This is a genomic window from Hydrogenophaga taeniospiralis CCUG 15921 (genome assembly GCF_001592305.1).
Classification (GTDB): domain Bacteria; phylum Pseudomonadota; class Gammaproteobacteria; order Burkholderiales; family Burkholderiaceae_C; genus Hydrogenophaga; species Hydrogenophaga taeniospiralis.
In genome coordinates, this window is the sequence record NZ_BCWR01000015.1 from 231,162 (window position 1) to 257,989 (window position 26,828).

Below are 26,828 nucleotides of genomic sequence, written 5' to 3' on the forward strand. Positions count from 1 at the left end.
CCGCAATCCCCACGTATTTCACACTCTCGGCGCCCATGTGCGGGCACCCGTGGTCGCTCAGCCGCTCAGCGCGACAGGCCGCGCAGCGCGCGTTCGATGGCCGCGGCCGTTTCCTGGGGTTTTTCCATGGGGAACAGGTGGCTGCCTTCCACCATGAGCAGGCGCTCGGGGTGGTCCCGGCCCACCAGCCGGTGCGTCATGCTCATGCCCACCTGTTTCATCTCCAGCGACTCCGTGCCGCCGATGAACCCGACCGGGCACTGCAGGGGGTGGCGGCGCAGCAGGCGGTCCAGGTTGTGGGGCAGGGTGTTGTAGATCGCGGTTTCAACCTCGCGTCGGAAGCTCAGCACCCGCTGGCCGGCGGGGCCGTCGCCCGCTTCGTGCGTGCCGTGGGCGATGTAGTCGCGCAGCACCTGCGGTTCCCAGCGCGCAAAGGCCTTCTTGTGGGCGAAGTGTTCCCAGGCGCTGTCGGCGTCGGGCCAGCTGTCGCGGCGCTTGCGGCTGATCTTGCCCGGCGAGATCGAGCCCACGAGCTGGGTGCGTTTGACCAGTTCCACCGTGCGGGCGCGCCAGCCGCCGAGCACCGGCGAGTCGAGCAGCAGCACGCCCTTGACACGGTGGCCCCCCAGCTGTGGGTGGCGTGCCGCGCACATCAGGCTGATGAATCCCCCCATGGAGTGGCCGACCAGCCAGGCCCCTTGGCCATGTGCCTCGATTTCCGGGGCCGCGAAGTCGGCCAGCTGCTGTACCAGATGCGGCCAGTTGCTGGTGACAGGGTACGGCGGCTCGTGGCCGAACTTCTCCAGCGCCCGCACCGAAAACCCCCGCGCTCGCAGCGACCGGAACAACACGCCGTAGGTGCTGGCCGGGAAGCCGTTGGCGTGGGAAAAAATGATCAGAGACATGCAGGGAGGGTGTTCAGGAAGGATCGCGCTGGCGCGACGGGACAGACCAAGGACACCGCCGGGCCGGCTTTGCCGGACGGCCAGTGTCGCCCCCTGGAAGGGGGTGACGCCGAAGGCGGCGCGGGGGTTAGATGAGTTTCTCTTTGGCGTTCCCGATCTTTTTCAGCGGCTGGTTGCGCGGGCCGCTGCACAGCAGCGGCACTTCGGTGTGGGCGCCGTCCCAGGTCGGGTGTTCGATGCTGTCGAACACCTCGCGCAGCTTCTGGCCCCAGGTGTTGTGCACCATGCGGAAGTAGGGGTTGTTGTCGTCGATGCAGGTGATCTTGTCGCTCTGCAACTGGTCGACCTCGTACACCGCCAGGTCCAGCGGCAGGCCCACCGAGAGGTTGGACTTGAGCGTGGAATCCATGGACACGAGCACGCACTTGGCGGCTTCGTTGAGCGGGGTGTCGGGTGTGATCACGCGGTCGAGCACCGGCTTGCCGTATTTGGACTCGCCGATCTGGAAGAACGGGGTCTCGGCCGTGGCCTCGATGAAATTGCCGGCCGAATAGACCTGGAACAGGCGCATGCCCTCGCCCTGGATCTGGCCGCCGAAGATCATGGAGACGTTGAATTCCACGCCGGCGCGCTTGAGCGATTCACCGTCGCGTTCGTACACGTGGCGCACCGCCGAGCCCAGCACGCGCGCGGCGTCGAACATGCTCTTGGCGTTCCAGATGGTGATGGGCTCACCGCCATCGACGTCCTTCACCTGTTCCACCTGCAGGATCTCGCGCACCGATTGCGAAATGCTCAGGTTGCCGGCGGAGAGCAGGCACATGAAGCGCTCGCCCGGCTTCTCGTAGACGATCATCTTGCGGAAGGTGCTGATCTGGTCCAGACCCGCGTTGGTGCGCGAGTCGGAGAGGAACACCAGCCCGGCGTTGAGTTTGACGGCGACACAGTAGGTCATGATGTTTCAGCCAGTTTCTTGAGGACGTAGAGCTGTTCCAGCGCTTCGCGCGGGGACAGCGCATCGGGGTCGATGCCTTGCAGCGCGGTCTGCAAGGGGTGGGCTTCGGGCTCCGCGCTCGGCGGTGGTGGGGCAAACAGGTCGACCTGGCTGCGGCTTTGCTCGCTGTGGTTCTCCAGCGCGGCCAGGGCGTGGCGCGCGTGCTGCACCACCGCCGCCGGCACGCCGGCGAGCCTTGCAACTTGTATGCCGTAGCTGCGGCTGGCCGGGCCGGGTTCGATCTGGTGCAGGAACACGATGCCACTCTTGCCGCCGCCTTCGACCGCGCTCACGTGCACGTTCACCGCCGCGTGGTGGCCGGCCGGGAACTCGGTGAGCTCGAAATAGTGGGTGGCGAACAAGGTGAAGGCCCGGGCCTTGTCGTGCAGATGGGCGGCGATGCCGCCGGCCAGCGCCAGACCGTCGAAGGTGGAGGTGCCGCGGCCGATCTCGTCCATCAGCACCAGACTCTGTGGTGTCGCAGCATTCAATATCTGCGCGGCTTCGGTCATCTCGACCATGAAGGTCGATTGCGCGTTGGCCAGGTCGTCGGCCGCGCCGATGCGGGTGTGGATGGCGTCGATGGGGCCGAGCCGGCAGGCCTGGGCCGGCACGTAGCTGCCCATGCTGGCGAGCAGCACGATCACCGCGACCTGGCGCATGTAGGTGCTCTTGCCGCCCATGTTGGGGCCGGTGATCACCTGCATGCGCTGCTTCGGGCCCATGACCGTGTCGTTGGCGATGAAGCTGCCGCCGCTGGTTTCGTTCAGGCGCGCTTCCACCACCGGATGGCGCCCGCCGCGGATCTCGATGCAGGGCTCGGCCACGAACTGGGGCGCGCTCCAGTGGAGCGTGAGCGAACGTTCGGCCAGCGCGCACAGCGCGTCGAGCGCGGCGAGCGCGCGGGCCAGGCGGGTGAGCGGGTCGATGTGCGCCTGCAACTCGTCGAGCAGGTGTTCGTAGAGCCACTTCTCGCGCGCCAGCGCGCGCTCCTGCGCGCTCAGCGCCTTGTCTTCGAAGGCCTTGAGTTCGGGCGTGATGAAGCGCTCGGCGTTCTTCAGCGTCTGGCGGCGGCGGTAGTCGTCGGGCACCTTGTCGATCTGGCCCTGCGTGACCTCGATGTAGAAGCCGTGCACCTTGTTGAACTGCACCCGCAGGTTGGCGATGCCGGTGCGGGCGCGTTCGCGCGTTTCCAGGTCGATCAGGAAGCCGTCGCAGTTGGTCTGGATGCCGCGCAGCTCGTCCAGATCGGCGTCGAAGCCATCGTTGATCACGCCACCATCGCGCACCAGCGCGGCCGGCTCGGGCAGCAGCGCGGCCCGCAGCAGATCGGCGCAGCCGGCCGGCGGCGTCAGGTCGGCCGCGATCTGTTGCAGCAGGGCCGGGCCCGCTTCGGGCAGGCCGTGTTGCAAGGCCTGGGCGAGTTGTTGCGCGCGGCCCAGCGTCTGGCCCAGGCCGACCAGTTCGCGCGGGCGCACCTGGCGCAGCGCGGTGCGCGCGGTGATGCGCTCCACGTCGCTCGCGCCCTTGAGCGCGCTGCGCAAGCTGCTGGCAAAACCGTTGCGCAGCAGGGTGATCGCGTCGAGCCGCGCGCGCGCCTCTGAGCGCTCGCGTTTGGGCTCCAGCAGCCAGCTGCGCAGCGCGCGGCTGCCCATGCCGGTCTGGCAGACGTCGAGCAGGGAGAACAGCGTGGGGCTGGTCTCGCCGCGCAGGGTGTGGGTGAGTTCGAGGTTGCGCCGCGTGGTGATGGGCAGGTCGATCAGCTCGTCGCTGCGCGCCACGCGCAGGCTCTTGACGTGGCTGAGCGCGCGGCCCTGCGTGTGTTCGGCGTAGTCGAGCAGGGCGGCGGCGGCGGCGTGGGCGTCGGTGAGGCCCTGCGCGTCCCAGGCGGCGAGGCTGGCCGCGCCCAGTTGTTCGAGCAGCTTGCGTTCGCCCAGGGCGCCGTCAAACGCCCAGGCCGGGCGCAACACGGCCACCGTGCGCTGGCCATTGGCCAGCGGCTGGGCCGCGAGCGCCTGCACGTTCTTTTCAAACGCAGGCGTCACCTCAGCGCTGTAGAGCAATTCGCCCGGCGCGATGCGCGCGATCCAGTCGGCCAGTTCGTCGCTGGCGCACTGGGCCAGGAACACGATGCCCTGCGTGACCGACATCCAGGCCAGGCCGACGCCGGTGCGCGCGCCCGGATGCACGGCCATGAGCACGGCCTCGGTCTTGTCGGACAGCAACTCGCTGTCGGTCAGCGTGCCGGGCGTGACCACGCGCACCACCTTGCGCTCCACCGGCCCTTTGGCGGTGGCCACGTCGCCCACCTGCTCGCAGATGGCGGCCGATTCACCGAGCTTGATGAGGCGGGCGAGGTAGTTGTCCACCGAATGGAAGGGCACGCCGGCCATCACCACCGGCTCGCCGGCCGACTGGCCGCGCTGCGTGAGCGTGATGTCGAGCAGGCGGGCGGCTTTTTCCGCGTCGGCGAAAAACAGCTCGTAGAAGTCGCCCATGCGGTAGAACAGCAGCGTGTTCGGGTACCCGGCCTTGAGGCCGAGGTACTGCTGCATCATGGGGGTGTGTTTGTCCAGCGGGGCGTTCAAGGCGAGCTCGTGGGGGCGGTTTCGGGTCGGCCCAAGACTGTAGCAGTTCGGGTTTTCCCCCTTGATGGGCTTTGCCTCACAATCTTCCCACCTCCACCCGCCGCTCCCGTCCGCACGCATGGTCAACGCCGTCCCAGAGCCCGCCGCCCCATCCGAAACCGGTCAAACCCCATCGGGGCCGGGCCCATGGCCGACGGAGCTGCCGTACGAGGCGATGTTTCTGAACGCGCCTCTGGCGGGCAGCCTAAGCCGGGTGTCTGACGGGCGCCTGCTCGCCGTCAACGACGCCTGGGTGGCCCTGACCGGCTTGTCCCGCGAGCAGGCCATCGGGCGCACCACGGTGGAACTGGGGCACTGGCCCGACGAGGCCGCGAGGGCGCACTACCTGCGGGCGCCACTGCCCTCGGTCGTCTCGATCGCCATGCTGCACAACAATGGCGAGCGGCGGCAGGTCCGGCTGCACACTTCGTTGCTGTCGGTGCAGCCCGAGCCCCTGTTGCTGGTGTACCTGTCCGACGTGACCAAGGAGTTCGAGGCCGAGCAGGCCTTGCAGCAAGCCCACCTGGAGCTGCAGCAACAGGTGGAACTGCACGGCGCGATCGAAAAGCTCGCGCGCGTGGGTCACTGGACCAACGCCCGCAGCGACCAGGACGTGCTCTGGTCACCCGGGCTGTTCGCGATCGCCGGCCTGGACCCAACTCCCGTGATGAGCCGCCGCATGGGCCGCTCCGGCATCCACCCCGACGACTTGCCGGCCTGGCAGCGCGCGCGCGAGGCCAAGGACGGGCGCGAACTGGAATACCGCTGGCAGCGGCCCGACGGCCAGCAGCGCTGGTTGCGCACCCGCATCAGCCAGACCGCGGTGGCCGGCAATCCGCAGACCGACTTCGGTGTGGTCCAGGACATCACGGCCGAGCGCGAGGCCACCCAGGCGCTGGCGGGCCAGTTGCGCTTCATCCAGAACATCGCGGCCCGGGTGCCGGGCTTGGTCTACCAGATACGCCGCCACCCCGACGGCCGCAGCACGATTCCGTACGTGAACGACGCGGTGCGCGAGATGGTGGAGCTGGATGCCAGCGAGCTCGCGCGCGACGCCCGGCTCTTCTACGCGCGGGTGCACCCGGACGACCTTCCCCAGATGGTCTCGTCCCTGGACGCCTCGGCGCGTGATCTCACGCTGTGGCGGCAGGTCTACCGCATCCAGTTGCCCCGCGCAGGGCTGCGCTGGTACAGCGCGGAGGCGGTGCCGCAGCGCGAGGCCGACGGCTCGGTGCTCTGGCACGGGTTCACCTTCGACGTCACCGAGTCGCGGCTGGCGGCCCAGGCGCTGGAGCGGCAGCACCGCCTGCTCGACGCCGTGCGCCAGGCCCAGGCGCTGTTCATCGAGACCCGAGACAAGCGCCAGGCGTTCGAAGGTCTGCTGGCCTCGTTGCTGGCTGTCACCGGCAGCGAATATGGTTTCGTGGGCGAGGTGCTGTACGACCCGCACGACCAGCCCTACCTCAAGACCCATGCCATAACCAACATCGCCTGGGACGAGCAGACCCGGCGCCTGTACGACGAGCAGTCCGAGGCCGGTCTGGAGTTCCACAACCTCGCCACCCTGTTCGGTCACGCCCTGACCACCGGCGAGACCGTCATTTCCAACGACCCGCTGAACGACCCGCGGGCGGGGGGCCGTCCGTCGGGCCATCCGGACATGTCGGCCTTCCTGGGCATTCCCCTGGCTGTGGGGGGCCGGCTGGTGGCCATGGTGGGGCTGGCCAACCAGCCGGGCGGTTACAGCGAGTCCGACGTCGAGTTCCTGCAGCCCCTGCTGGGCACGGTGCGCCAGCTGGTGCTGGCATGGCGCGCGCACGCCGAGCGCCAGCGCGCACGGCTGCAGTTCGAGGCCACCAGCGCCTTGCTGGCCGAAAAGAGCGCGGCGCTGCAGCTCACCTTCGACAGCATGAGCCAGGGCCTGACCATGGTGGACAGCGCGGGGCGCGTGCGCTTCTACAACCAGCGCATGCTGGAGCTGCTGGACCTGCCGGAAGCGCTGCTGGCGGGCCAGCCGACACACCGGGAGGTGGTGCGGTTCCAGACCGAGCGTGGCGACTTCGGCGACAACCTGGAGCTGCTGGACCTGGTCACGCGCCGCACCGTCGCCCGCTTTCCCGACGCCCAGCCGCCCGAGACCTATGTGCGCAAGACCCGCGACGGCCGCGCGCTGGAGGTGTTCACGCGCCTGCTGAGCGACGGCGGCATGGTGCGGACCTACACCGACGTCACCTCCTATTTCCGGGGCCAGGAGGCCCTGCGCGAGGAACGCCAGCGCCTGGAGTGGGTGCTGGAGGGCACGCGCCCGGGCATCTGGGAAACCAGTCTCGAGACCTGGGACATGAAGATCAACGCCCGCTGGGCCGAGATGCTGGGGTACACCGTCGAAGAGCTGCAGCCCGTCACCTTCGACACCTGGCGCCGGCTGGTGCAGCCGCAGGACCTGGAGCGCGCGCAGGAGGTGCTGCACCGGCATTGGCGGGGGGAGATCCCCTTCTACGAGTGCGACATCCGCATGCGGCACAAGGAGGGCCGCTGGATCTGGATCAACGACCGCGGCCGGGTGCACCGGCGCGATCCGCAGGGGCGGGCCCTGTACATGTCGGGCACCCACCTGGACATCCACGAGCGCGTGGCCGCGCAGGAGGAGGTGCGCGCCCTCAACGCCAGCCTGGAGCGGCGCGTGGCCGAGCGCACCGCCGAACTGGAGCGCTCCATGAAAGACATGGAGGCCATCTCCTATTCCATCGCCCACGACCTGCGCGCGCCGCTGCGCTCGGTCAATGGTTTTGCCGCGCTGATCGCGGAGGAAGAGGGCGAGCGCCTGAGCCCGCTGGCCAGCGAGATGTTCGGCCGCATCGCCCGCGCTTCGCGCAGCATGGGCCAGATGATCACCGACATGCTGGAGCTGCTGCGCGTGGTGCGGGTGGAGCTGGAGCCCGAGCCGGTGGACATGAACCTGCTGGCGCTGGGCGCGGCCGACGCGCTGGGGCCGGGGGTGCCGCACGCCCGCATCGAGCGCCAGCCCCTGCCCGGGGTGATGGGCGACGCCGTGCTACTGCGTCAGGTGCTGATCAACCTGATGGACAACGCCCTGAAGTACTCGCGCCACCGGGCCCGGCCCGAACTGGTGCTCGGTTTTGACCAGGTGCGGCAGGCCTTTTTCCTGCGCGACAACGGCATGGGCTTTGACATGGCCCGCGCGCAGAAGCTGTTTGGCCTGTTCCAGCGTCTGCATGCCGCCTCCGACGTGCCCGGCACCGGGGTGGGGCTGGCGATCGTGGCGCGCATCATCGAGCGCCACGGCGGGCGCATCTGGGCCGAGTCCACGCCCGACGCCGGCGCCACCTTCTGGTGGACCCTGCCGCCGGCCTGAAGGGAAAAGAAACACCCCCGCAGCGCTTCGCGCGACCCCCTCAAGGCGCACTGGCGACCCGGTCGGCCTGGTGGTGCTGTCCTTCGCTATGAAAGGTTCAGAACGGCGCGGCGGGTTGTTCCGACGGGGGGGTGTCGTCGCTGGCCGGCGTGTCGGCGCTGTCGACGGGTGCCGCCGATGCGGGCAGCGACTGGCGCAGGGCGGCCTTGTCGCCCGCGCTGGCGAACTTGCTGTACTTGCCGATCGTGCTGACGAGCTGGCCGTAGATCTTGGGATTGGCGGCCAGGCATTCCTTCTGTTCCAGGAAGTTGGCTTCGCCGGTGAAGTTGCCCACCAGGCCACCGGCTTCGGTCACCAGCAGCGCGCCCGCGGCCACGTCCCAGGGCGAGAGACCCATCTCGAAGAAGCCGTCGGTGAAACCGGCGGCCACATAGGCCAGGTCCAGCGCGGCCGAGCCCGGGCGGCGCACGCCAGCGCACTTGGGCATCACGTCGCCCAGCATCTGCATGTAGGTCTGGAAGGCATCGCCCGGACGGAACGGGAAACCGGTGGACAGCAGGCAGTCGCGCATGGCGATGCGCTTGGCCACGCGGATGCGGCGGTCGTTCATGTAGGCGCCGCGTCCGCGCGTGGCGCAGAACAGGTCGTTGCGGCTCGGGTCGTAGACCACGGCCTGTTCCAGCTTGTTGCCGACCATGAGCGCGATGCTCACGCAGTAGACCGGGAAGCCGTGGATGAAGTTGGTGGTGCCGTCCAGCGGGTCGATGATCCAGACATGGTCTGCGCCGCCGTGTTTGCCCGGGCGCTGGCCCGACTCTTCGGCCCAGATGGCGTGGTCGGGGTAGGCGGTGAGCAGGGTGTCGATGATCGCCGCTTCGGCCGCGTGATCGACTTCGGTCACGAAGTCGTTGGTCTGCTTGGCGGAGACCCGGACCGACTCCACGTCGAGCGCGGCACGGTTGATGATGGTGCCGGCAAGGCGAGCGGCCTTGATGGCCACGTTGAGCATGGGGTGGAGTGTGGACGACATGGGTTGTATACCTTTGCGCGGCCGCGGGGCGGCTCGCGTGACAGTGGAAGAGCGGGACGGCTGGGCCCCAGGCGATGTGGGGCGGCGACAATCGCAGGATTTTACCGGCTCAACACACCAAAACCCTGCTCGACGCTCGCGCACCACTCACAAGCACACCGCAGAACCGGCTTTGCCGGGCTGCTGGTGTGGCCCCTGGGGGGTGACGCGCGGCGGCGCGGGGGGTACCTCATGCATACAAGATTCATCCTGATCCAGACCAGCCACGCCGGCAATGTGGGCGGCACCGCCCGTGCCATGAAAGTCATGGGCTTTGACGACCTGGTGCTGGTGGCGCCGCGCTGGGCCAACGTGCTGCGGCGCGAGGAAACTATCCAGCGCGCCAGTGGCGCCAACGACGTGCTGGACAAGGCACGCATCGTGGACACGCTCGACGAAGCGCTGGACGGCATGGACCACCTGTGCGCCACCGCCATGACCCCGCGCGACTTCGGCCCGCCCACGCGGCACCCGCGCGAACATTTCGCCACGCTGCTGGGCCAGGGCGCTCCCGCGCCGGCGGGCCAGCCCGGTGATGCTCCGTCCAGCACCGCGCCGCAGGGCGTGGCCTTCCTGTTCGGTTCGGAACGCTTCGGCATGCGCAACGAAGACGTGTACCGCTGCCACACCTGCCTTTCCATCCCCACCGATCCGCAGTTCGGTTCGCTCAACCTGGCTGCGGCGGTGCAGCTGATCGCCTACGACTGGCGCCAGGCGCTGGGTGGTTATGCGCTGCCGGCCACCACGCCGCAGCGGGCGCCGGCCGACGCGAAGGCGCTCGCCGGCATGCTGCGGCATCTGGAGCAGGCGCTGGTGGCGGTGGATTTCCTCGACCCCGAGGCGCCCAAGAAGCTCATGCCGCGCCTGAACCAGCTTTTCAACCGCGCTGCGCCGACCGAGGAGGAAATCCACATCCTGCGCGGTGTTGCCAAGGCCATGCTGCAGGTCGCGGCGCAGGCAAAGCGCTAGACTGGCCGACCCGATACAGAAAACACAACCGGTCCGTTCCATGTTTGCCCGCATCCGTTCCGACATCCAGTGCATCCTTGACCGCGACCCCGCGGCGCGCAGCACCTGGGAAGTCGTCACCTGTTACCCCGGCCTGCACGCCGTCTGGCTGCACCGGCCGGCCCACTGGTGCTGGACGCACGGGTTCAAGTGGCTGGGACGTTTCACCTCGCACATCGCGCGCTGGCTGACCGGCATCGAGATCCACCCCGGCGCCGTGCTGGGTGAACGTGTGTTCTTCGATCACGCCATGGGCACGGTGGTGGGCGAAACCGCCGAGATCGGCGACGGCTGCACCATTTACCAGGGCGTGACGCTGGGCGGCACCTCGCTCTACAAAGGTGCCAAGCGGCACCCGACGTTGGGCAAGGACGTGGTGGTGAGCGCTGGCGCGAAAGTGCTGGGCGGTTTCGAAGTGGGCGACGGCGCCAAGATCGGCAGCAACGCCGTGGTCATCAAGCCCGTGCCTGCGGGCGCCACGGCGGTCGGCATCCCGGCGCGCATCATCCCAAGCAAGCAGGGCGAGAGTGCCGACGTGACCGACGCCCACCCGAAGTTCCAGGCCTACGGCATCACGCAGGAAGACGATCCGCTGTCGCAGGCCATGCGCGGCCTGATCGACAGCGCCGCCGGGCAGGAACACCAGATCGCGCTGCTGTGGCAGGCGATCGAGAAGCTCTCGGCCAACAAGGCCAGCGGCGACTGCGTGCCCTCGGATGCGGCCCGCAGCGAATGTTTCGAGGCCGAGAAGCTGAATCAGCTGGTCGGTAAGTGAATCACGTGCTGGCCGCCTCCGGTGGCGCGTCCGCACCCGGCAACAACTCCGCCTCCAGCCAGCCCCTGAGGCCGTTGAAGAACGCCAGGCCCTGCGCCCGTGCCAGATCCCCGGTGGTGAGCACCGCCTCGCCCAGGCGTCCTTCGGTCAGCAACGCGGCTCGGTAGGTGCCCGCCAGCAGTCCGCTGGAGAGCGCGGGCGTGAGCCACACGCCGTCGAGCCGAAGCGCCACGTTGCCCCGGGTGAACTCGGTGATCTCGCCGCGCTCGTTGACCAGCAGGTGGTCGAACACCGCCGGGTCGATGGGGGCCAGTGCCTCGTAGTGCGCGCGCCGTGTGGTCTTGTACCGGATGAACTCCTGCAGCTCACCGCCCGTGGGCAGGGGTGCGGGCGCCAGCGCCACACGCACCGGCTGCGCCGTGTCGGCCATGGGGAAGGCCTGCACCTCGATCGCGCCCTGGGCGTCCAGGGTCAATCGCACGCGCCACAGGCCCTTGGTATGTCCCTCGGCCTGTCGTGAAAGGCGCTCACGCAGCACGGACGGATCACAGGGGTAACCGAAGTGGCGGGCGCTGTCCTGCAGGCGCTGCAGGTGGCGTTCCAGCAACCAGTACTCGCCGTCTTCCAGGCGCAGGGTTTCCAGCAGCGAGAAGGGTTCGCTCACCCGGTGCAGGAGGTGGCTCTTGGTCATCAGTTCATCCCATTCGGAGGCCGGGTCGGCGTAGACGGTCAGCCCGCTGCCCACGCCGTAGCGGGCCAACCATGCCGAGGGCGTGACCGGGTCGTGGTGCAGCGTCAGGGTGCGGATTGGCACGTTGAAGGTGGCATGCCCACCAGGGCGGACCACGCCCAGCGCGCCGCAGTAGAAGCCGCGGGCGCCGGATTCCAGACGGGTGATCCAGCGCATGGCCTGCCGCTTGGGGGCGCCGGTGATGCTGCCGCAGGGGAAGAGGGCGCGGAACACGTCGGTGAGCGTGGTGCCCCCACGGGCCTGGGCCGAGAGGCTGGAGGTCATCTGCCAGACCGAAGGCCATGCCTCCGCCTCCATCAGCCGGTTCACCCGCACCGAGCCCGGCCGCGCGATCCGGTTCAGGTCGTTGCGCAGCAGGTCCACGATCATGACGTTTTCGGCGCGTTCCTTGGCGCTGGCCAGCAGGCGCTCGCGGGCCGCCGCGTCCAGGACGGGGTCGCCCTCCCGGCCCGCGGTGCCCTTCATGGGGCGGCACTGCAGGCGGCCACCTTGCGCATCGGGTTGCCAGTCGAAAAACAGCTCGGGTGAAGCGCTCAGGACATGCCGGTGGGCGCCGTCCAGCCACAGCAGGTAACCCTCGGGTTGCCGCGCGCGCAGGGCCTGCATCCAGGCCGAGGGTTCGCCGGTGAGCGTGCCTGCCAGGGCCGTGGTCAGGTTGATCTGGTAGCAGTCGCCCGCGGCCATGGCCTGCTGGGCGCGCTCCACCTGGGCCAGGTAGTGCGCGCGCGATTCGGGCAGGGTCCAGTGCGCCGCGCGGGGCCGGTCCGACCAAGGGAGGGGTGTGGTCAGCGGGGCCTCGTACACGCCGAACCAGACCAGCGGCCAGCGGGGATCGGGCGCCTGGACGGGCAGCGAGGCATCGAAGGCCGGCGCGGCCTCGTAGGCCAGACCGCCCACGCACCAGCGGCCCGCCTCCGCATGGGCCTGGACCCGCTCCACGGCTTCGATGACATCGGCCAGGGACCAGGTCTCAACGACCTCAATGGGCTGGTCGAAGCTGGCCCGCAAGCGGCCCCCCGACACCGCCTGCGGGGCCGTGTCCGGAAAATCGATGACGGCGCGCAAGGTGGGGGAAAGGGCCGGTCTGGCGACGCTCAGTGGTGATGGCCGTGCGCGCCATGCGCGTGGCCGTGGGCGACTTCTTCGGCCGACGCGGCCTGCACGTCCACCACCTTCACCGCAAAGCGCAGCACCTGCCCGGCCAGCGGATGGTTGCCGTCCAGGTGCACCGTGTCACCCTTGATTTTCTTGACGGTGAAGACCTGCTCACGGCCCTGGTCGTCGGTGCCCTGCAGCTGGCCACCCACCTTCACACCGGGCGGGAACTCGCTCTTGGGAATGCTGTGCACCAGGCTTTCATCGCGCGCGCCAAAGGCGTCTTCAGGCTGCAGCACCAACTGGGCCGAAAAGCCCTTTTCCTGGCCTTCCAGCGCCTTCTCGATGCCGGGCAGGGTGTTGTTGTAGCCGCCGTGCAAATAGGCCCGAGGCTCCCTGCCGTCCTCCAGCAATTTGCCCTGCGCATCGGTGGCGCGGAAGGTGATGGTGACGATGGTGTCTTTGGTGATTTTCATGAATGGCTCCGGGGGAAGGTGTTTGTCGTGGGCACCCGTGGAACCGGCTTCGCCGGGCCACCAGGTGCGTCCCCCCACTGGGAGGAAGACGCGAAGCGGCGCAGGGGGGCTACTTCGTCTTGGGTCGCCAGGCCTTGCAGACCTCGTCGTTGGTTTGCAGATAGGGTCCTTCGATCAGGTCGATGCAGTAGGGCACGGCGGTGAAGATGCCGTTGACCTTTTGGCTGCCGTCCGGGTTCTTCAGACCTTCGAGCGTTTCGGCGATGGCCTTGGGCTGGCCCGGCAGGTTGATGATCAGGCTCTGGTCGCGGATCACGGCCACCTGGCGCGAGAGGATGGCGGTGGGCACGAAGGCCAGGCTGATCTGGCGCATCTGCTCGCCAAATCCGGGCATTTCCTTGTGCGCCACGGCCAGCGTGGCTTCGGGCGTCACGTCGCGCTTGGCCGGGCCGGTGCCGCCGGTGGTGAGCACCAGCGCGCAGCCGGCGTCCACCAGCTCGATCAAGGTCTCGCTGATCTTCGACTGCTCGTCGGGGATCAGGCGGGGCTCGAAGGTGATGGGGTTTTTCAGCGCGCGCGTGAGCCAGTCCTGCAGCGCGGGCAGGCCCTTGTCTTCATAGACGCCGCTGCTGGCGCGGTCGCTGATGGACACGATGCCGATGCGCACCGGCGCGGCCGCCGGGAGGCTGGTGGGGGTGGTTGGGTTCATGGCTGTTCGCTGTCGTCGGCGGGTGGTTCGTCGCCGCCGGCCACATCGCTGCTTTGCGTGAGAACGGCTTTGACGATCTGGAAGATTTCCCGGTAGGCCTTGGCGTGGCGCGCGGCTTCGCCCGGGCGCTCTTTCAGGGCCTGCGCGTCCTTGCGCGCCTGGCGGATGAGCGCGCGCAGCTGCTGCACGTCGGCGCCGGCGTCGAATTGCAGCCAGCGCGTGAGCGCGTCGTCGTCGGCGATCAGCTTGTCGCGCCATTGTTCGGCCTGGTGCAGCGCCAGCGTGGCCTGCGCCGAGGGCTTGCGCTGCTCTTCCAGCGCGGCTTCGATGGCGGCGATGGCGTCTTCGTCGAGCTTGCGCATCAGTTTGCCGATGAACTGCATCTGGCGGCGCCGGCCTTCGAAGTTGGTGATGCGTTTGGCCTCGGCCAGCGCATCGGTGAGCTTGTCCGACAGACTGTGCGCGTCCACCAGCCGGGCCATCACCGCAGCGCTGAGCGTGAGCATGCTTTCGCCCAGCGCCTGCAGCCGGTCGCTCTCTTTTTTCAGGTCCGTCTTGCTCATGTCGGCCGAGCCCTTGAGCTCGCGTTTGAGCTCCAGGTCGAGCTCGCTGCCCTCGGCGACGAACTGGCCACGGACGAAATAGCCTTTGGTGGGTTTGCGGGACATCTGGATATGAATACCCCCGTGCCGCCTGCGGCGTCACCCCCTCAAGGGGGCACCAGCTGTGGCCCGTCCCGGGCTTGACGAAGGACGGTTCCGCGCTGGCCTGGACGGCCGTGCCTCTTGCGTTGCGGGAAAGGGGAGGAGTGAGGGAACAAAAAGGAGACCGGCAAGTATCATAGCCGTCCACATGAAAAAAGCTCTCAATACCCCGGCCCCAGTCCCCGCAACCGCTCCCCGCTCCGCCACCGCGGCCGATGGGCGAACCCCGCTGACGGGTTTCCAGTACGCGCGGGGCCAGTTCGAAGACCTGGTGGACCTGGCGCTGGGCCACGCCAGGCAACTGGGCGCGGTCGACGCGGCCGCCGAGGTGTCCGAGGGCGCGGGGCTGAGCGTGTCGGTGCGCAAGGGCGAGCTGGAGAACGTGGAGCGCAACCGAGACAAGTCGCTCGGCGTGACCGTTTACCTGGGGCAGAAGCGCGGCAACGCGTCCACCTCCGACTTCTCCCCCGACGCGATCCGCCAGACGGTGCAGGCCGCCTACGACATCGCCCGTTTCACCGCCGAGGACCCGGTGGCCGGCCTGCCCGACCCGCAGGACGTGGCCGACAGCTACCCCGATCTGGACCTGTTCCACCCCTGGTCCATCAACTCCGAAGAGGCGCTGCGCATTGCCCTGGCCTGTGAGGCCGCGGCCTTTGCCACCAGCAAACAGATCCGCAACAGCGAAGGCGCCGGTGTCTCGGCCCAGCAGTCGCACTTTTTCACCGCCCACATGCGCGGTGGCGAACGCGGTAAACCCGGCATCTTCAGCGGCGGCTACGCCAGCTCGCGCCACAGCCTGTCGGTCGCTCCCATTGCCGGCAAGGGCGCCAACATGCAGCGCGACCACTGGTACAGCTCGATGCGCTCGCCCGAAGAGCTGGCCAGCCCGCAGGCCGTTGGCCGTTATGCCGCCGAGCGCGCGCTGGCGCGCCTGAACGGTCGCAAGATCGCCACCACCGAGTGCCCGGTGCTGTTCGAGTCGCCGCTGGCCGCAGGCCTGCTGGGCGCCTATGTGCAGGCCACCAGCGGTGGTGCGCTCTACCGCAAGACCACGTTCCTGAACGACAGCCTGGGCAAACGGGTCCTGGCCAAGCACCTCGACATCGTGGAAGACCCGCACCTGCGCAACGGCAAAGGCAGCTCACCTTTCGACGACGAAGGCGTGCGCACGGTCAAGCGCAAGGTGCTCAGCGCGGGCCGCGTGCAGGGCTATTTCCTCTCCACCTACTCGGCACGCAAGCTGGGCATGCGCACCACCGGCAACGCCGGCGGTTCGCACAACCTCACGCTCACCAGCCGCCTGACCCAGCCCGGCGACGATCTCCAGGCCATGCTCAAAAAGCTCGGGCGCGGCCTGTTCGTCACCGAACTCATGGGCCAGGGCGTGAACTACGTGACCGGCGACTACTCACGCGGCGCCTCCGGCTACTGGGTGGAAAACGGCGAGATCGCCTACCCGGTGCACGAGATCACCATCGCCGGCAATCTGAAGGACATGTTCTTGGGGCTGGACGCCGTGGGCGCCGACGCCTACAACTACGGTGCCAAGACCGTGGGTTCGGTCCTGATCAACCGCATGAAGGTCGCGGGCAGCTGAGGGGCCGAGCGCGAAGGCTCACAGACAACGGGTGGTGTAGCGCTCTTCAAACAGCGCCAGATCCCGCAGATCGCCTTCGGTCGGGTTGGGCCGTTGCTTGCGACGGTGAATCGACATGCGCATTTCCGCGCACTGGTTGCGGAAGCGGGTTTCCGCTTCCTGAGACTCGAACTGGCGTTGCTCGGCCAGTTTCTGCTGTTCCTCGGCCTGCTTTTCCTTGCTGCGCTGGTCCTGGTGCAGCTGGCGCATGGCTTTCCTGCGTTCGTTCGAGCACTCCCGCTCGAAGTTCTGTCGCATCTCGCGCACCGTCTCATAACTGAGGCCGCGGTTGGGCGCGGTGCGGATGCCGTCCTGCATGGTGACGCATCGGGCGCTCATGTAGGCCTGTTCCTCGCCGGCCCGTTCGATCCGTTGCGCGGGGCGCTCATACGGCTTTGGCGCCTGACGCGCCGGGCCGTAATAGACCATGCCCGGTGTGGGCAGTCTCGGGCAGGGCTGCCGCGAGCGGTAGGCCGTGCCGCCTTCGGTCTTGCAGGCGTAGGTGGTTTCTGCCCACGCTGACGCGCTGCACGCGGCCAGCAAAAGAACGATGGAGGTCCGCAAGGAGCGGTGAATCTGGTTTCCGAACGCCATGGGCCTGTGTGATGCAAGTGTAGAAAGGGCAAATTCTAGTGGGAACACCCCCGCGCAACGCCGCGCTGGGTGTGCACTATTGCTTGCGTTGCACGAACAGGTTGCGTTTGGCGTCCTCGGGGTTGGCAAAGGTCACTGCGCCGTTGCGCACCTTGCCCATGACCAGCATGTTCTGGCTGATGGCGTCCTTGTCTTCGAGGCTGAAAGGGTGTTCGTAGGTGGCGACCACGCCGTAGTAGACGCGTGGAATGTTCTCCAGCGCGGCCTTGACGGCCGGGCCGCCGAACTTGCCGTTGCGGATGCCGAACAGCGCGTAGGTCAGCAGGTAGGTGCTGTCATAGGCCTGGGCCGCGGCCATGGGCACGGCGGGTTTCTGTTTGAACTTGCGCACAAACGCGCTCAGGAATGCCGCGCGCCTTTCGTTGCTCGGCTCGGCGATGAAGGTCTGGGCCATCAGCGCGCCTTCGGCGGCCTGTTTGGCGCCATCGATGAAGAAAGGGAAGGACAGGGGCCACGCGCCCACCTGCGGCACGTCCCACTGCAGATCCCGGCGCCCGATGGCGATGGTGGCGTTTTCGGGCCCGACGGTGTAGCTGAACACCACGTTGGCCCCCGCCGCGCGTGCCGCCGTGAGCTGCTCGCGCAGGTCCTTCACACCCAGGGCGAAGCGCGCCACGTACACAGCCTTGAGGTTCTTCTTTGCCAACGCGGTCTCCACGTCCTTCAACCCGGCCTCGCCGTACCCCGTGGTGTCGGCAAACACCGCCACCTTGGTCCAGCCGCGGCGCACCAGATCGTCCACCACGAAGGGGGCCTGGATGGCGTCGCGCGCCGAGGTACGGAAGATGTAGCTCTGGGGTGCTGGATAGGTGGACGTCAGTGGCGTGCCCGTCGAACACGGGATGATCAGGGGGCTCTGGGCCTGCTGGAACACCTCCAGCGATTTCATGGCCACGCCGGTGTTGCAGTACCCGATGGTGGCCACCACGCCTTCGGCGGTCAGTTCGCGGGCCGCCTGAAGGCCGGCGTCGGGGTCGCCACGGTCGTCTTTGACCACCAGGTTCAGCGGTCGGCCGAGATAGCCACCCACGGCATTGATCTCCTCGACCGCGAGCTCGATGCCCTGCAGCATGGGTTTGCCGAAGTCCGAAGAGGGGCCGCTGAGTGGGCCCACCATGCCGATCTTCACCGGGTTGACGGGCTGGGCAGCGGCCCAGGGAAGTGCCATCAGGGCCAGCAGGCCGATGGTCAGGGTCAACAGGGGTTGTGGGCGTCGCACGGTTCACCTCGGGGAGAAAAGTGCCGCCAGTGTAGGAAGCCCATGGGCGGGCGCCGCTCGCGGTTTTCCCTGAGCGGGGTCGCAGCCGTCAGTGAAGTGTCAGGCTGCGGGCAAGGCCGCCACGGCGCAAGGCCGATGGCGGCGGGGCTGGCTCAGCCCGCCAAGGCAGCCTTCACGGCGGCCGACACCTGGCCCATGTCGGCCTTGCCGGCCAGACGGGTTTTGACCGCGCCCATGACCTTGCCCATGTCGCCCGGGCCTTTGGCGCCGAGCTCTTCGACGATGGCTTTGACTTCCGCGGCCACTTCCTCGGCCGACAGGCGCGCCGGCAGGTAGGCCTGCAGCACCTTCATCTCGGCACTTTCCTTGTCGGCCAGGTCCATGCGGTCGGCCTTGGTGAAGGCCTCGATGCTGTCCTTGCGCTGCTTGATCAGCTTGTCCACGATGGCGATGACCATGGTGTCGTCCAGTTCCACGCGCTCGTCCACTTCCTTCTGCTTCATGGCCGCGGTCAGCAGGCGGATGGTGCCCAGGCGCTCGCTGTCCTTGGCGCGCATGGCGGCCTTCATGTCTTCGGTGATCTGTTCCTTGAGGCTCATGGTGTGCTTTCTGTGGTTCGCTAAACCGATGATTGTCTCAAACCATTTCCAGCGCCAGCAACTCGTCCACCGTCTGGCGGCGGCGGATCAGACGGTGGCTGTCACCGTCCACCAGCACCTCGGCCGCGAGCGGGCGCGTGTTGTAGTTGCTCGACATCGACGCGCCGTAGGCGCCCGCGTCGTGCAGCACCAGCAGATCGCCCACGCGGGCTTCGGGCAGCTCGCGCGTGAGCACGACGCCGCCTTCGGCCTGTGTGAACACGTCGCCTGACTCACACAGCGGGCCGGCCACCACCGTTTCCAACGTCGCACGCGGCGAGTCATCGGCCGGGATCAGGCTCATGCCGTGGAACGCGCCGTACATGGACGGCCGCATCAGGTCCGAAAAACCCGCGTCCACCAGGGTGAAGTGGTTGCCGCCCATGGGCTTGGTGGCGCGCACCTCAGTCAGCAGCACACCGGCCTCGGCCACGAGGTAGCGGCCGGGTTCGATCTCCAGGTGCACCGGGTGGCCCAGGTGGGCGGCGATCTCGCGCCGCGCGGCGTCCCAGAGGCTGAAGTAGTGCGCGGTGTCGATGGGCGCTTCACCCTCGCGGTAGGGGATGGACAGGCCGCCGCCGGCCGAGATGGCCTGCAGGTCCGCGCCACAGCCCTTCACCAGATTCACCATGGCGCTGCACACCTGCTGCAGGTGGCCGTAGTCCACGCCCGAGCCGATGTGCATGTGCAGGCCCACCAACGTCAGCCCGTGCTGTGCCACCGCCGCCAGCGCGGCCGGCAGCTCGGTGTGCCAGATGCCGTGTTTGCTGTGTTCGCCGCCGGTGTTGGTCTTGTTGCTGTGGCCGTGGCCGAAACCGGGGTTGATGCGCAGCCAGACCGCGTGGCCGGGTGAGGCGGCGCCCAACTGGTGCAGCATGTCGATCGAACCGGCGTTCACCGGCACGCGGTGCTGCACCACGGTGGCCAGGGTGGCGTGGTCGAACAGGTCGGCGGTGAAGACGATGCCCGAAGCCCCTTGCGCGTCCGGCTCGGCGGTGTAGCCGGCGGCCAGTGCGCGCTCGATCTCGCCGCGCGACACGGCATCGACCACCACACCCTGCTCACGCATCAGGCGCAGCAGGTGGGTGTTGGAGTTGGCTTTCTGGGCAAATCGGATGGTGTCGAAGGCTCGCAGATCGGCGATGCGCTGGCGGATGGTGGCGGCGTCGTAGACCCACAGCGGGGTGCCATGCTGGTGGGCGAGGGACTGGAGGAGGGCGGGGGCAAAGGGATTCATGCCGCCGATGATCCGGGTTTCATTCATATTGAGCAATGCCAGATAATGAGTCTGCCATTCAATATTGATATGAAACTGAGCCACCGCCAGATCGATTTCTTCCGCGCCGTGATGGGCACCGGCCACGTCACGCGCGCGGCCGAACTGCTGCACACATCGCAGCCGACAGTGAGCCGCGAGCTCGCGCGGCTGGAACAGGTGCTGGGCTTTGCCTTGTTCGAGCGGGTGAAAGGGCGGCTCAAACCCACGGTGCGGGCACTGGCGCTGATGGAGGAGGTGGAGCTCTCGTACGTGGGGCTGGAGCGCATCGCCGCCACGGCGACCGCCCTTCGCGCCTATGCCCACGGGCGGCTGCAGCTGGCCTGCCTGCCCGCGCTCTCGCACGCCCTGCTGCCCGACGCCATCCGGCGTTTTGCCGAGCGGCAACCCGAGGCGGCGGTGAGCCTGACGCCGGTCGAGTCGCCCCAGCTGGAGGCGGCGTTGTCCGAGCAGCGTTTCGACCTGGGCCTGTCCGAACGCCACGAGGCGCCGGCCGCCTGCACGCTGCAGACCCTGCTGGTGGCGGACGAGGTGGCGGTGCTGCCCGCCAGCCATCCGCTGGCGAGCAAGGCGCGGCTGGCGCCGGGCGACTTTGCGGGCCAGTCCTTCATCAGCTTCGCACCGACCGACCCTTACCGGCAGCAGGTGGACGCGCTGTTCGCGGCCGCCGGGGTGGAGCGCGGCCTGCGGCTGGAAACACCGAGCGCGGTGTCGGTGTGTGCGCTGGTGCGCCAGGGGCTGGGCCTGGGCATCGTCAACCCGCTGACGGCGCTGGAACTGGCCGGCAATGGAACCGAGGGGGGCATGGTGGTGCGGCCACTGTCGGTGAGCATCCCGTTCCACGTGGCGCTGATCCGGCCGGGCTGGCGGGTCGAACACCCGCTGCGGGGCGCCTTCGAGGCGGCGCTGGTCGAGGCGGCCGATGCCTTGCGGCAGCGGCTGGCCCGGGCCGCACAGGCGTAAAAAAACCCGCTGCAGCGTCCTGAGCGGGTTCTTTTGTGCGTCCCGGCAGGCCGGGACAGCGATCAGTACAGCTTCTTGGGCAGCTGCATCGAGCGCACGCGCTTGTAGTGGCGCTTGACGGCGGCGGCCTTCTTGCGCTTGCGCTCAGCGGTGGGCTTTTCGTAGAACTCACGGGCGCGCAGGTCGGTCAGCAGGCCGAGTTTTTCGATGGTGCGCTTGAAGCGACGCAGAGCGACGTCAAAGGGCTCGTTGTCTTTTACACGGATGGTCGTCATTGAAGAAGAAATTCCAGAATGCACAGAAAGAGGATGAACGGGAAGATCGGGCCCGGGCATCGTTTCTGCAAAGTTCCCCCGCCTGTTAACTAGTATTGGCCGACGGGGGTCTGCCAGCAAAGCCTTGGATTATAGCCCTTCAAGGCGCGCAGGCAACTCTTCCCCAGGGCGGGTTGTGCCGGTGGGTCAGTCCTGAGGCCGGGCGGCGTGGAAGTCCCTGGAATCGGCGGGCGCCTGCGCCCGCTCGTGCAGGCCATAGTCGCGCAGCACCTCGGCCACCCTCAGGCGGTAGTCCGCAAACAGCTGCGCGCGCCCGGCCGCCTGGGCCTGACGGTGGTGCTCCAGACTCCGCCAGCGCCGCACCGCCTTTTCGTCGCGCCAAAACGACAGCGACAACAGCTTGCCAGGGTGCAGCAGGCTTTCAAACCGCTCCACCCCCATGAAACCGTCCATGGCCTGCAGTTCCTGGCTCAGGGATGCGGCGGTGTCCAGATAGGCCTGGCGCTGCCCGTCATTGGGCTGCAGCTCGAAGATCACGGCGATCATGCGGACACCTCCGCTGAATCGACCGGTCCGGCGGCGAGCCCGAGCGTGCCGGCGACGACCTCGGTGAAACGGCGCTCTTCGCGCAGGATGAAACGCTGCCGCTGCGCCAGGGCGAAGTTGGCCTGGCCCTCGGGGTCGGCACGCAGGCGGGCGCGGTAGGCCTCGTAGGCGGCCAGGCTGTCAAAGGCGATCAGGCCCCAGGCCTCGACGTTGCTGCCCTCGTGGGGCAGAAAGTAGCCCAGCAGGTGGCCCCCGCAGCGGGGAATGATGCGGCCCCAGTTTTCGGCGTAGACCCGGAAGGCCTCGCGCTGAAAGGGGTCGATTTCGTAGCGGATGAAACAGGTGATGGTCATGGGCGTACTCCTTTGGTGGCAGAAGGCTTCATCGTGCCGCCGCTGCGGGCGCCCATGCTTCGCTCCGGAGCGAAACGTGCGGGCGCGCGCTTGCGGCAAACTGGGCGCCATGAACACCAACCGCCTGTCCCACATCGCGGCGCTGATCGGCGAGCCCGCCCGCACGGCGATGCTGATGGCGCTGATGGATGGCCGCGCGCTGACCGCGCACGAACTGGCCGGCGTCGGGCGCATTGCGGCGGCCACCGCCAGCCGCCACCTGGGCCTGCTGGTTGAAGCCGGGCTGTTGCAGGTGGAGCGGCAGGGCCGCCACCGCTACCACCGCCTGGCCTCGGGCGAGGTGGCCCAGGTGCTGGAGGGGCTGGTGTGCCTCGCGGGCGCGCAGCCGGCGGGCCGGGTGATCACCGGGCCGCGAGACGGCGATCTGCGCCGGGCTCGCACCTGTTACGACCACCTGGCTGGGCGCCTGGGGGTGGCGATTGCGGACCACCTGCGGGCCGAAAACGCGATCACCTGGGAGGGGGAGGCGGGCGCGCAGCTGACGCCCACCGCCGACGCCGTGCTGCAGCGCCTGGGCGTCGCGCCCTCGGGCTTGCTGGCGGGGCGGTCCGGGCGCGTGGTTTGCCGCCCTTGCCTGGACTGGAGCGAGCGCCGCTCGCATCTGGCGGGCCGTCTGGGCGCGATGATCTGCGCGCACTGCCTGGACCAGGGCTGGCTGGCGCGCACCGAGCGCTCGCGGGCGCTGCGGATCACCCCGTCCGGAGCGCTCGCCCTGCGCGACTGGCTGGGGGTGGCGCGCTGGCTCGACGTGGTGGGCGACTGATCAGCGCCCGGGCAGGGCCATCCCGCAGGCGTGGGCGCTCGCCCAGGCCCACTGGAAGTTGTAGCCGCCGAGCCAGCCGGTCACGTCCACCACCTCGCCGATGAAGTACAGCCCGGGCTGCTTCGATTCCATCGTCTGCGAAGAGAGATCGCGCGTGTCCACCCCGCCGAGCGTGACCTCGGCCTTCTTGTAGCCCTCGCTGCCGGTGGGCACGAGTTCCCAGCGCGCGAGGCGCTCGGCCAGCCGGGCCAGGGCCTTGTCAGACGCTTCGCTGATAGGGCGCTGCCAGTCCTTGTCCTGCGCCACCCAGGCATCGGCCAGTCGGCTGGGCACCAGCGTGGCCAGCTCGTTGGCGATCAGCTTGCGTGACGTGGCCTTGGCGCGCGCCAGGGCTTGGGGCAGGTCCACCTCGGGCGCCAGGTTGATGCGGATCGGCGTGCCTTCACGCCAGTAGCTGGAGATCTGCAACACCGCTGGGCCGGAGAGGCCGCGGTGGGTGAACAGCAGGTCTTCGGCAAAGCTGATCCGGCTTTTCTTGTCTCCAGTCTCGATCAGCACCGGCAGGGCCAGGCCCGCCAGATCGGTATAAGGCGCCCAGGCATCGCCATCGAAGGTGAGCGGCACCAGACCGGGGCGCGGTTCGACGATGCGCAGGCCGAACTGCTTCGCCATGCGGTAGCCGAAATCGGTGGCGCCGATCTTCGGGATGGACAGGCCGCCGGTGGCGACCACCACCGCACGGCTCGACACCGTGCCGCGCTCGGTGTCGATCTGGTACGAGCCGTCGATCCCCACCCGCAGGGTCTTGACGCCGCAGGGCTGCCAGCGTTGTACGCCGCCGGCCTCGCATTCGGCCAGCAGCAGGGCGATCAGGTCTTCGGCCGAGCGGTCGCAGAACAGCTGGCCCTTGTGCTTCTCATGGAAACCGATGCCGTATTTCTGCACCAGCGCGATGAAGTCGGCCGGCGTGTAGCGCGAGAGCGCCGAGCGGCAGAAGTTTGGGTTCTCGCTCAGGAAGTGTTTGTGCGGCGCGCGCGGGTCGATGTCGCGGTTGGTGAAGTTGGCCCGGCCCCCGCCCGAGATGCGGATCTTTTCCGCGACCTTCTCGCTGTGGTCGAGCAGCAGCACACGCAGGCCGCGCTGGCCCGCGACACCGGCACAGAAAAGACCGGCCGCACCCGCGCCGATGACGATGGCGTCGAAATCTTGCATGGCGCGCAGTGTAGGCGCATGGACCGGTGAACGATTCGATGAGAGCGAGGTGGCCCGGCTCAGGGGTGCCGCAGAACCGGCTTCGCCGGGCTGCTGGCGCCGCCCCCTTGAGGGGGGACGTGCGAAGCACGGCGGGGGTGTTTCACCGTCCTCTGCTGCGCTCCGCCAGCACCGCCGCCTTGCGCGTGAGCCGGTCGATTTCGCTGGTGATGTCCGACAGCACGTTGGCCACCACGGCGAATTCGCGGCCGTGTTGCCCGGCCCGCGCGGCCATGACCTGCGCGTTGAAGCTCACCACCTTGGCCTCCTTGGCCACGCTCTGGATGTCGTCCACGATGCCCACCAGTTCCTTCATCAGGGCGTCCGAGTGGGCTTTGGCGACCTCATCGAACGCGGTGGTCGCGGTGTTGAGGGCTTCGAGGATGCGATCGGTGTGACCGACCAGCTCGGCCGTGGTGGCGGACACGCGCGGGCTGTGCACCTCGATCTGGTCGAGCGCGCTGCGCATGAGCTGCATGAAAGCCTGCACGACGGGGCCGACCCCGCGCGGACCCTGGTAGGTTTCGGTGATCTTGCGCGCGCTGGCGGGATCGAGCTGTGCGGTGGTGGCCTGCAGGTGTTGCTGGCTTTCGGTGAACATGCGCAGGCTGCGCTGGGCGGCGCGAAGCCACTCGGCGTCACCGCTGGCGGCCAGCACGGTCTGCAGGATCATGCGCTGCGAGAGCATGCGCTGGCGCGCGGCGAGGTTGACCAGCGACAGGCCGGCGATGTGGTCCGGCGTGTCTTGGCGCGATGGGGCGGGGCTTCGGGTGGCGAGGGGTGTCATGGCCGACACCAAGCAATCGCCGGGCCACCGTTGAGCATGCCTTGGCGGAGCGCGGCGCACCAGCGTGGCGCACGGCTTCGCGCCCGCGGAACGCTCAGGCGGCGCGCGATAGCGGCTGCGGCAGGTCCATCGCCGCCACGCCACGCACCACGTCGCCCACCACGATCACGGCCGGGCTGCCCAGCTGTTCGCGCGCGATGGTGGCGCCCAGCTCGCCCAGCGTGCTGAGCGCGTGGCGCTGCTGGGGCAGGCTGGCGTGCTGGATGATGGCCAGCGGCGTGTCGGCCGGCAGGCCGGTCAGCAGATCGGCCTGGATCTGCTCGGCGCTGGACACGCCCATGTAGATCACCAGCGTGAGCTTGGCGTCGCGTGCCGTGGCGGCGAGCTGTTGCCAGTCGGTGCCCGCGTCGCCGGGCTTGGCGTGGCCGGTGATGAAGACCACGCCGTGCGCGTGATCGCGGTGCGTGAGCGGGGCGCCGAGCGAGGTCAGGCCGGCCAGTCCGGCGGTGATGCCGTTGATGATCTGCACCTCGATGCCGGCTTCGCGCAGGTGCTCCACCTCTTCGCCGCCGCGCCCGAAGATGAACGGGTCGCCGCCCTTGAGGCGCACCACCACCTCGCCTTCGCGCGCGGCCATGAGCATGAGCTTTTCGATGAAGGCCTGCGGCGTGCTCTTGCAGCCACCGCGTTTGCCTACGTGCACGATGCGCGCACTGGGTGAGGCGTGGGCCAGCACGCCATCGCTCACGAGGTCGTCCACCAGCAGCACGGTGGCCGCGGCAATGGCGCGGGCGGCCTTGATGGTGAGCAGTTCCGGGTCGCCCGGGCCGGCACCGACGAGGGTGACGGTGCCGGGGTTGAACTGGGTGGTGGACGCGATGACGGTGGCGGGCATGTTCATGGTGTGGTGACCTCCTGAGCGAGTGTTGTCTCCAGCGCGGGCTGGCGCTGCATTTCTCGCAAGATGTGTTCCACCTGCAGGGCGATGGGCGTGGGCACGGGCAGTGCGCCGTCGAGCACGGCGCGGATGTAGCGCGCGGTGCTCGCGGCGTCGACCGTGGCCGGCAGCTCGGGCAGGCTGACCAGCGGCCCTTCCTGCGCGGGCTGCACGGTGTGGGCGGCGCCGTCATGGAACACCGCCATTTGCGGGATGCGTCGCGCGTCGGCCACCGGTTCGCCCTCGGTGCCGCGCAGCAGCATGGCGTGCGCGCCGATCAGGGCGAAGGTGGCTGCCATGGAGAGCGCGTATTCGGGGTGGGTGTAGCTGCTGACGATGAAGGCGCGGCCGGCGCAGGGGTTCATGAGCTTGACCAGGCTGTGCGCCGGGTTGCGCAGGCCCACCGCGCGGCGCACGTCGAGCAGGCGCTTGAGGCCCGGGCTCAGCACCTCGGTGGGCGCAAAAGCCAGCCCGCCCGCGGCGAGCGACGGTACACCGTGCGAGGGCGCGATGCCGAGTTCGGCAAACACGCTGGAGGCGAACACGCGCTTGTCTTCGGTGGCGGTGCCGTGCACCAGCACCGGCACACCATGGCGCGCCAGCAGCATGGCGAGCAAGGGCGTGAGCACCGGCAGTTTGCGCGCACCGTTGTAGCTGGGCAGCACCACGGTGGTGAGGCCGTTGTCGGGCACGCGCTGCAAGCGGGCGTGGGCCGCGTCGAGGAAACCCGCCATCTCTTCGGGGGTTTCACCCTTGATGCGCATGGCCAGGCAGAAAGCGCCGGTTTCCAGGTCGGTCACGCCGCCGTCAAGCACCTGGCCGAACAGGTCGGTGGCCTGCTCGCGCGTGATCGCGCGCGCGCCGTCCTTGCCGCGACCGATGACCTTGATGTATTGGCTGATTCCCATGGTGGGTGATTGTCCGGGAATCTTGATGACTTGGCGTTATATGGGGACTGGCCGCGGGCTGCTGGTCGCA

25 protein-coding genes are annotated in these 26,828 nt (G+C 68.5%); 6 read left to right on the plus strand and 19 right to left on the minus strand.

What is annotated here, in order from left to right; all coding sequences use genetic code 11:
• Positions 1 to 65: 65 nt before the first annotated feature.
• From HTA01S_RS17975 to mutS, 3 genes are all read right to left on the minus strand, one after another.
• Positions 66 to 905, minus strand: coding sequence for an alpha/beta fold hydrolase (locus HTA01S_RS17975; RefSeq protein ID WP_068174104.1), 840 nt, complete (start codon positions 903 to 905; stop codon positions 66 to 68).
• Between the two features lie 127 nt (positions 906 to 1,032).
• Entirely contained in the window at positions 1,033 to 1,860 is an 828-nt protein-coding gene (locus HTA01S_RS17980; protein WP_068174105.1) for a proteasome-type protease, read from the minus strand.
• The gene (mutS, locus tag HTA01S_RS17985) at positions 1,857 to 4,457 is read right to left on the minus strand and encodes a DNA mismatch repair protein MutS (protein ID WP_068174106.1); all 2,601 of its coding nucleotides are present in this window, start codon (positions 4,455 to 4,457) and stop codon (positions 1,857 to 1,859) included. The genes HTA01S_RS17980 and mutS overlap by 4 nt, the downstream gene beginning before the upstream one ends.
• Positions 4,458 to 4,701: 244 nt before the next feature.
• Here mutS and HTA01S_RS17990 point away from each other — a divergent pair, with 244 nt between their 5' ends.
• On the plus strand, positions 4,702 to 7,902 hold the full coding sequence (locus tag HTA01S_RS17990) for a PAS domain-containing protein (protein WP_068174107.1): 3,201 nt from the start codon (positions 4,702 to 4,704) through the stop codon (positions 7,900 to 7,902).
• 97 nt (positions 7,903 to 7,999) lie between these two features.
• Here HTA01S_RS17990 and HTA01S_RS17995 read toward each other — a convergent pair whose 3' ends face one another.
• Complete coding sequence (locus HTA01S_RS17995; protein ID WP_068174108.1) at positions 8,000 to 8,932, minus strand: inositol monophosphatase family protein; 933 nt, start codon at positions 8,930 to 8,932, stop codon at positions 8,000 to 8,002.
• Between the two features lie 231 nt (positions 8,933 to 9,163).
• Here HTA01S_RS17995 and HTA01S_RS18000 point away from each other — a divergent pair, with 231 nt between their 5' ends.
• Together HTA01S_RS18000 and cysE are read left to right on the plus strand one after the other, a co-directional pair.
• Positions 9,164 to 9,940, plus strand: a complete 777-nt coding sequence (locus tag HTA01S_RS18000) for an RNA methyltransferase (RefSeq protein ID WP_068174109.1) — start codon at positions 9,164 to 9,166, stop codon at positions 9,938 to 9,940.
• A gap of 40 nt (positions 9,941 to 9,980) precedes the next feature.
• Positions 9,981 to 10,754 carry a serine O-acetyltransferase gene (gene cysE / locus HTA01S_RS18005; RefSeq protein ID WP_068174110.1) on the plus strand — a complete coding sequence of 258 codons (774 nt, stop codon included), beginning with the start codon at positions 9,981 to 9,983 and terminating at the stop codon, positions 10,752 to 10,754.
• 1 nt (position 10,755) lies between these two features.
• On the opposite strand, the gene HTA01S_RS18010 is transcribed toward cysE, so the two are convergent.
• The 4 genes from HTA01S_RS18010 to yjgA form a co-directional block, all read right to left on the minus strand.
• The gene (locus HTA01S_RS18010) at positions 10,756 to 12,570 is read right to left on the minus strand and encodes a chorismate-binding protein (RefSeq protein WP_084236232.1); all 1,815 of its coding nucleotides are present in this window, start codon (positions 12,568 to 12,570) and stop codon (positions 10,756 to 10,758) included.
• A gap of 29 nt (positions 12,571 to 12,599) precedes the next feature.
• Entirely contained in the window at positions 12,600 to 13,076 is a 477-nt protein-coding gene (locus HTA01S_RS18015) for an FKBP-type peptidyl-prolyl cis-trans isomerase (RefSeq protein ID WP_068174112.1), read from the minus strand.
• Positions 13,077 to 13,185: 109 nt separating this feature from the next.
• Positions 13,186 to 13,785 (minus strand): molybdopterin adenylyltransferase, encoded by a 600-nt coding sequence (gene mog, locus HTA01S_RS18020; protein WP_068174113.1) that lies wholly within the window; start codon positions 13,783 to 13,785, stop codon positions 13,186 to 13,188.
• Positions 13,782 to 14,453 (minus strand): ribosome biogenesis factor YjgA, encoded by a 672-nt coding sequence (gene yjgA / locus HTA01S_RS18025; protein ID WP_068174114.1) that lies wholly within the window; start codon positions 14,451 to 14,453, stop codon positions 13,782 to 13,784. The genes mog and yjgA overlap by 4 nt, the downstream gene beginning before the upstream one ends.
• 184 nt (positions 14,454 to 14,637) lie before the next feature.
• Here yjgA and pmbA point away from each other — a divergent pair, with 184 nt between their 5' ends.
• Positions 14,638 to 16,089, plus strand: a complete 1,452-nt coding sequence (pmbA, locus tag HTA01S_RS18030; RefSeq protein ID WP_068174115.1) for a metalloprotease PmbA — start codon at positions 14,638 to 14,640, stop codon at positions 16,087 to 16,089.
• An 18-nt stretch (positions 16,090 to 16,107) separates the two neighbouring features.
• On the opposite strand, the gene HTA01S_RS18035 is transcribed toward pmbA, so the two are convergent.
• The 4 genes from HTA01S_RS18035 to lysA form a co-directional block, all read right to left on the minus strand.
• Positions 16,108 to 16,722: a hypothetical protein gene (locus tag HTA01S_RS18035; RefSeq protein ID WP_068174116.1), complete on the minus strand. Its 615-nt coding sequence runs from the start codon at positions 16,720 to 16,722 to the stop codon at positions 16,108 to 16,110.
• A 76-nt stretch (positions 16,723 to 16,798) separates the two neighbouring features.
• Positions 16,799 to 17,950, minus strand: coding sequence for an ABC transporter substrate-binding protein (locus HTA01S_RS18040; RefSeq protein WP_068174151.1), 1,152 nt, complete (start codon positions 17,948 to 17,950; stop codon positions 16,799 to 16,801).
• A gap of 203 nt (positions 17,951 to 18,153) precedes the next feature.
• Positions 18,154 to 18,600, minus strand: a complete 447-nt coding sequence (locus HTA01S_RS18045) for a GatB/YqeY domain-containing protein (RefSeq protein WP_068174117.1) — start codon at positions 18,598 to 18,600, stop codon at positions 18,154 to 18,156.
• Positions 18,601 to 18,637: 37 nt separating this feature from the next.
• On the minus strand, positions 18,638 to 19,876 hold the full coding sequence (gene lysA / locus HTA01S_RS18050; protein WP_068174152.1) for a diaminopimelate decarboxylase: 1,239 nt from the start codon (positions 19,874 to 19,876) through the stop codon (positions 18,638 to 18,640).
• Positions 19,877 to 19,945: 69 nt separating this feature from the next.
• On the opposite strand from lysA, the gene HTA01S_RS18055 reads away from it, so the two are divergent.
• A complete protein-coding gene (locus HTA01S_RS18055; protein WP_068174118.1) occupies positions 19,946 to 20,878 on the plus strand; it encodes a LysR family transcriptional regulator in 933 nt (310 codons plus the stop codon).
• A gap of 62 nt (positions 20,879 to 20,940) precedes the next feature.
• On the opposite strand, the gene rpsU is transcribed toward HTA01S_RS18055, so the two are convergent.
• The 3 genes from rpsU to HTA01S_RS18070 form a co-directional block, all read right to left on the minus strand.
• Positions 20,941 to 21,153 carry a 30S ribosomal protein S21 gene (gene rpsU, locus HTA01S_RS18060; protein ID WP_056273869.1) on the minus strand — a complete coding sequence of 71 codons (213 nt, stop codon included), beginning with the start codon at positions 21,151 to 21,153 and terminating at the stop codon, positions 20,941 to 20,943.
• Between the two features lie 186 nt (positions 21,154 to 21,339).
• Positions 21,340 to 21,699: an antibiotic biosynthesis monooxygenase family protein gene (locus HTA01S_RS18065; RefSeq protein ID WP_068174119.1), complete on the minus strand. Its 360-nt coding sequence runs from the start codon at positions 21,697 to 21,699 to the stop codon at positions 21,340 to 21,342.
• Positions 21,696 to 22,052 carry an NIPSNAP family protein gene (locus HTA01S_RS18070; protein ID WP_068174120.1) on the minus strand — a complete coding sequence of 119 codons (357 nt, stop codon included), beginning with the start codon at positions 22,050 to 22,052 and terminating at the stop codon, positions 21,696 to 21,698. The genes HTA01S_RS18065 and HTA01S_RS18070 overlap by 4 nt, the downstream gene beginning before the upstream one ends.
• Positions 22,053 to 22,161: 109 nt before the next feature.
• Here HTA01S_RS18070 and HTA01S_RS18075 point away from each other — a divergent pair, with 109 nt between their 5' ends.
• Positions 22,162 to 22,875: an ArsR/SmtB family transcription factor gene (locus HTA01S_RS18075; RefSeq protein WP_068174121.1), complete on the plus strand. Its 714-nt coding sequence runs from the start codon at positions 22,162 to 22,164 to the stop codon at positions 22,873 to 22,875.
• Here HTA01S_RS18075 and HTA01S_RS18080 read toward each other — a convergent pair whose 3' ends face one another.
• The 4 genes from HTA01S_RS18080 to ybiB form a co-directional block, all read right to left on the minus strand.
• Positions 22,876 to 24,087, minus strand: coding sequence for a BaiN/RdsA family NAD(P)/FAD-dependent oxidoreductase (locus HTA01S_RS18080; protein WP_068174122.1), 1,212 nt, complete (start codon positions 24,085 to 24,087; stop codon positions 22,876 to 22,878). It lies immediately after the preceding gene.
• A 142-nt stretch (positions 24,088 to 24,229) separates the two neighbouring features.
• The gene (locus HTA01S_RS18085; protein WP_068174153.1) at positions 24,230 to 24,913 is read right to left on the minus strand and encodes a methyl-accepting chemotaxis protein; all 684 of its coding nucleotides are present in this window, start codon (positions 24,911 to 24,913) and stop codon (positions 24,230 to 24,232) included.
• A gap of 94 nt (positions 24,914 to 25,007) precedes the next feature.
• Positions 25,008 to 25,814 carry a uroporphyrinogen-III C-methyltransferase gene (gene cobA, locus HTA01S_RS18090; protein ID WP_068174123.1) on the minus strand — a complete coding sequence of 269 codons (807 nt, stop codon included), beginning with the start codon at positions 25,812 to 25,814 and terminating at the stop codon, positions 25,008 to 25,010.
• On the minus strand, positions 25,811 to 26,758 hold the full coding sequence (gene ybiB, locus HTA01S_RS18095; protein ID WP_068174124.1) for a DNA-binding protein YbiB: 948 nt from the start codon (positions 26,756 to 26,758) through the stop codon (positions 25,811 to 25,813). The genes cobA and ybiB overlap by 4 nt, the downstream gene beginning before the upstream one ends.
• Between the last annotated feature and the right edge of the window lie 70 nt (positions 26,759 to 26,828).

Excerpts from the sequence above, each read along its gene's own strand:
- HTA01S_RS18065 (WP_068174119.1), bottom strand. The coding sequence starts at position 21,699 with ATGATCGCCGTGATCTTCGAGCTGCAGCCCAATGACGGGCAGCGCCAG.
- HTA01S_RS18000 (WP_068174109.1), top strand. The coding sequence starts at position 9,164 with ATGCATACAAGATTCATCCTGATCCAGACCAGCCACGCCGGCAATGTG.
- HTA01S_RS17980 (WP_068174105.1), bottom strand. The coding sequence starts at position 1,860 with ATGACCTACTGTGTCGCCGTCAAACTCAACGCCGGGCTGGTGTTCCTC.
- pmbA (WP_068174115.1), top strand. The coding sequence starts at position 14,638 with ATGAAAAAAGCTCTCAATACCCCGGCCCCAGTCCCCGCAACCGCTCCC.
- HTA01S_RS17990 (WP_068174107.1), top strand. The coding sequence starts at position 4,702 with ATGTTTCTGAACGCGCCTCTGGCGGGCAGCCTAAGCCGGGTGTCTGAC.
- HTA01S_RS18035 (WP_068174116.1), bottom strand. The coding sequence starts at position 16,722 with ATGGCGTTCGGAAACCAGATTCACCGCTCCTTGCGGACCTCCATCGTT.
- HTA01S_RS18075 (WP_068174121.1), top strand. The coding sequence starts at position 22,162 with ATGAACACCAACCGCCTGTCCCACATCGCGGCGCTGATCGGCGAGCCC.
- cobA (WP_068174123.1), bottom strand. The coding sequence starts at position 25,814 with ATGAACATGCCCGCCACCGTCATCGCGTCCACCACCCAGTTCAACCCC.
- HTA01S_RS18045 (WP_068174117.1), bottom strand. The coding sequence starts at position 18,600 with ATGAGCCTCAAGGAACAGATCACCGAAGACATGAAGGCCGCCATGCGC.
- HTA01S_RS18085 (WP_068174153.1), bottom strand. The coding sequence starts at position 24,913 with ATGACACCCCTCGCCACCCGAAGCCCCGCCCCATCGCGCCAAGACACG.
- rpsU (WP_056273869.1), bottom strand. The coding sequence starts at position 21,153 with ATGACGACCATCCGTGTAAAAGACAACGAGCCCTTTGACGTCGCTCTG.
- yjgA (WP_068174114.1), bottom strand. The coding sequence starts at position 14,453 with ATGTCCCGCAAACCCACCAAAGGCTATTTCGTCCGTGGCCAGTTCGTC.
- HTA01S_RS18055 (WP_068174118.1), top strand. The coding sequence starts at position 19,946 with ATGAAACTGAGCCACCGCCAGATCGATTTCTTCCGCGCCGTGATGGGC.
- HTA01S_RS18080 (WP_068174122.1), bottom strand. The coding sequence starts at position 24,087 with ATGCAAGATTTCGACGCCATCGTCATCGGCGCGGGTGCGGCCGGTCTT.
- HTA01S_RS17975 (WP_068174104.1), bottom strand. The coding sequence starts at position 905 with ATGTCTCTGATCATTTTTTCCCACGCCAACGGCTTCCCGGCCAGCACC.
- ybiB (WP_068174124.1), bottom strand. The coding sequence starts at position 26,758 with ATGGGAATCAGCCAATACATCAAGGTCATCGGTCGCGGCAAGGACGGC.
- HTA01S_RS18040 (WP_068174151.1), bottom strand. The coding sequence starts at position 17,950 with ATGGCACTTCCCTGGGCCGCTGCCCAGCCCGTCAACCCGGTGAAGATC.
- HTA01S_RS18070 (WP_068174120.1), bottom strand. The coding sequence starts at position 22,052 with ATGACCATCACCTGTTTCATCCGCTACGAAATCGACCCCTTTCAGCGC.
- mog (WP_068174113.1), bottom strand. The coding sequence starts at position 13,785 with ATGAACCCAACCACCCCCACCAGCCTCCCGGCGGCCGCGCCGGTGCGC.
- HTA01S_RS17995 (WP_068174108.1), bottom strand. The coding sequence starts at position 8,932 with ATGTCGTCCACACTCCACCCCATGCTCAACGTGGCCATCAAGGCCGCT.
- lysA (WP_068174152.1), bottom strand. The coding sequence starts at position 19,876 with ATGAATCCCTTTGCCCCCGCCCTCCTCCAGTCCCTCGCCCACCAGCAT.
- cysE (WP_068174110.1), top strand. The coding sequence starts at position 9,981 with ATGTTTGCCCGCATCCGTTCCGACATCCAGTGCATCCTTGACCGCGAC.
- HTA01S_RS18015 (WP_068174112.1), bottom strand. The coding sequence starts at position 13,076 with ATGAAAATCACCAAAGACACCATCGTCACCATCACCTTCCGCGCCACC.
- mutS (WP_068174106.1), bottom strand. The coding sequence starts at position 4,457 with ATGATGCAGCAGTACCTCGGCCTCAAGGCCGGGTACCCGAACACGCTG.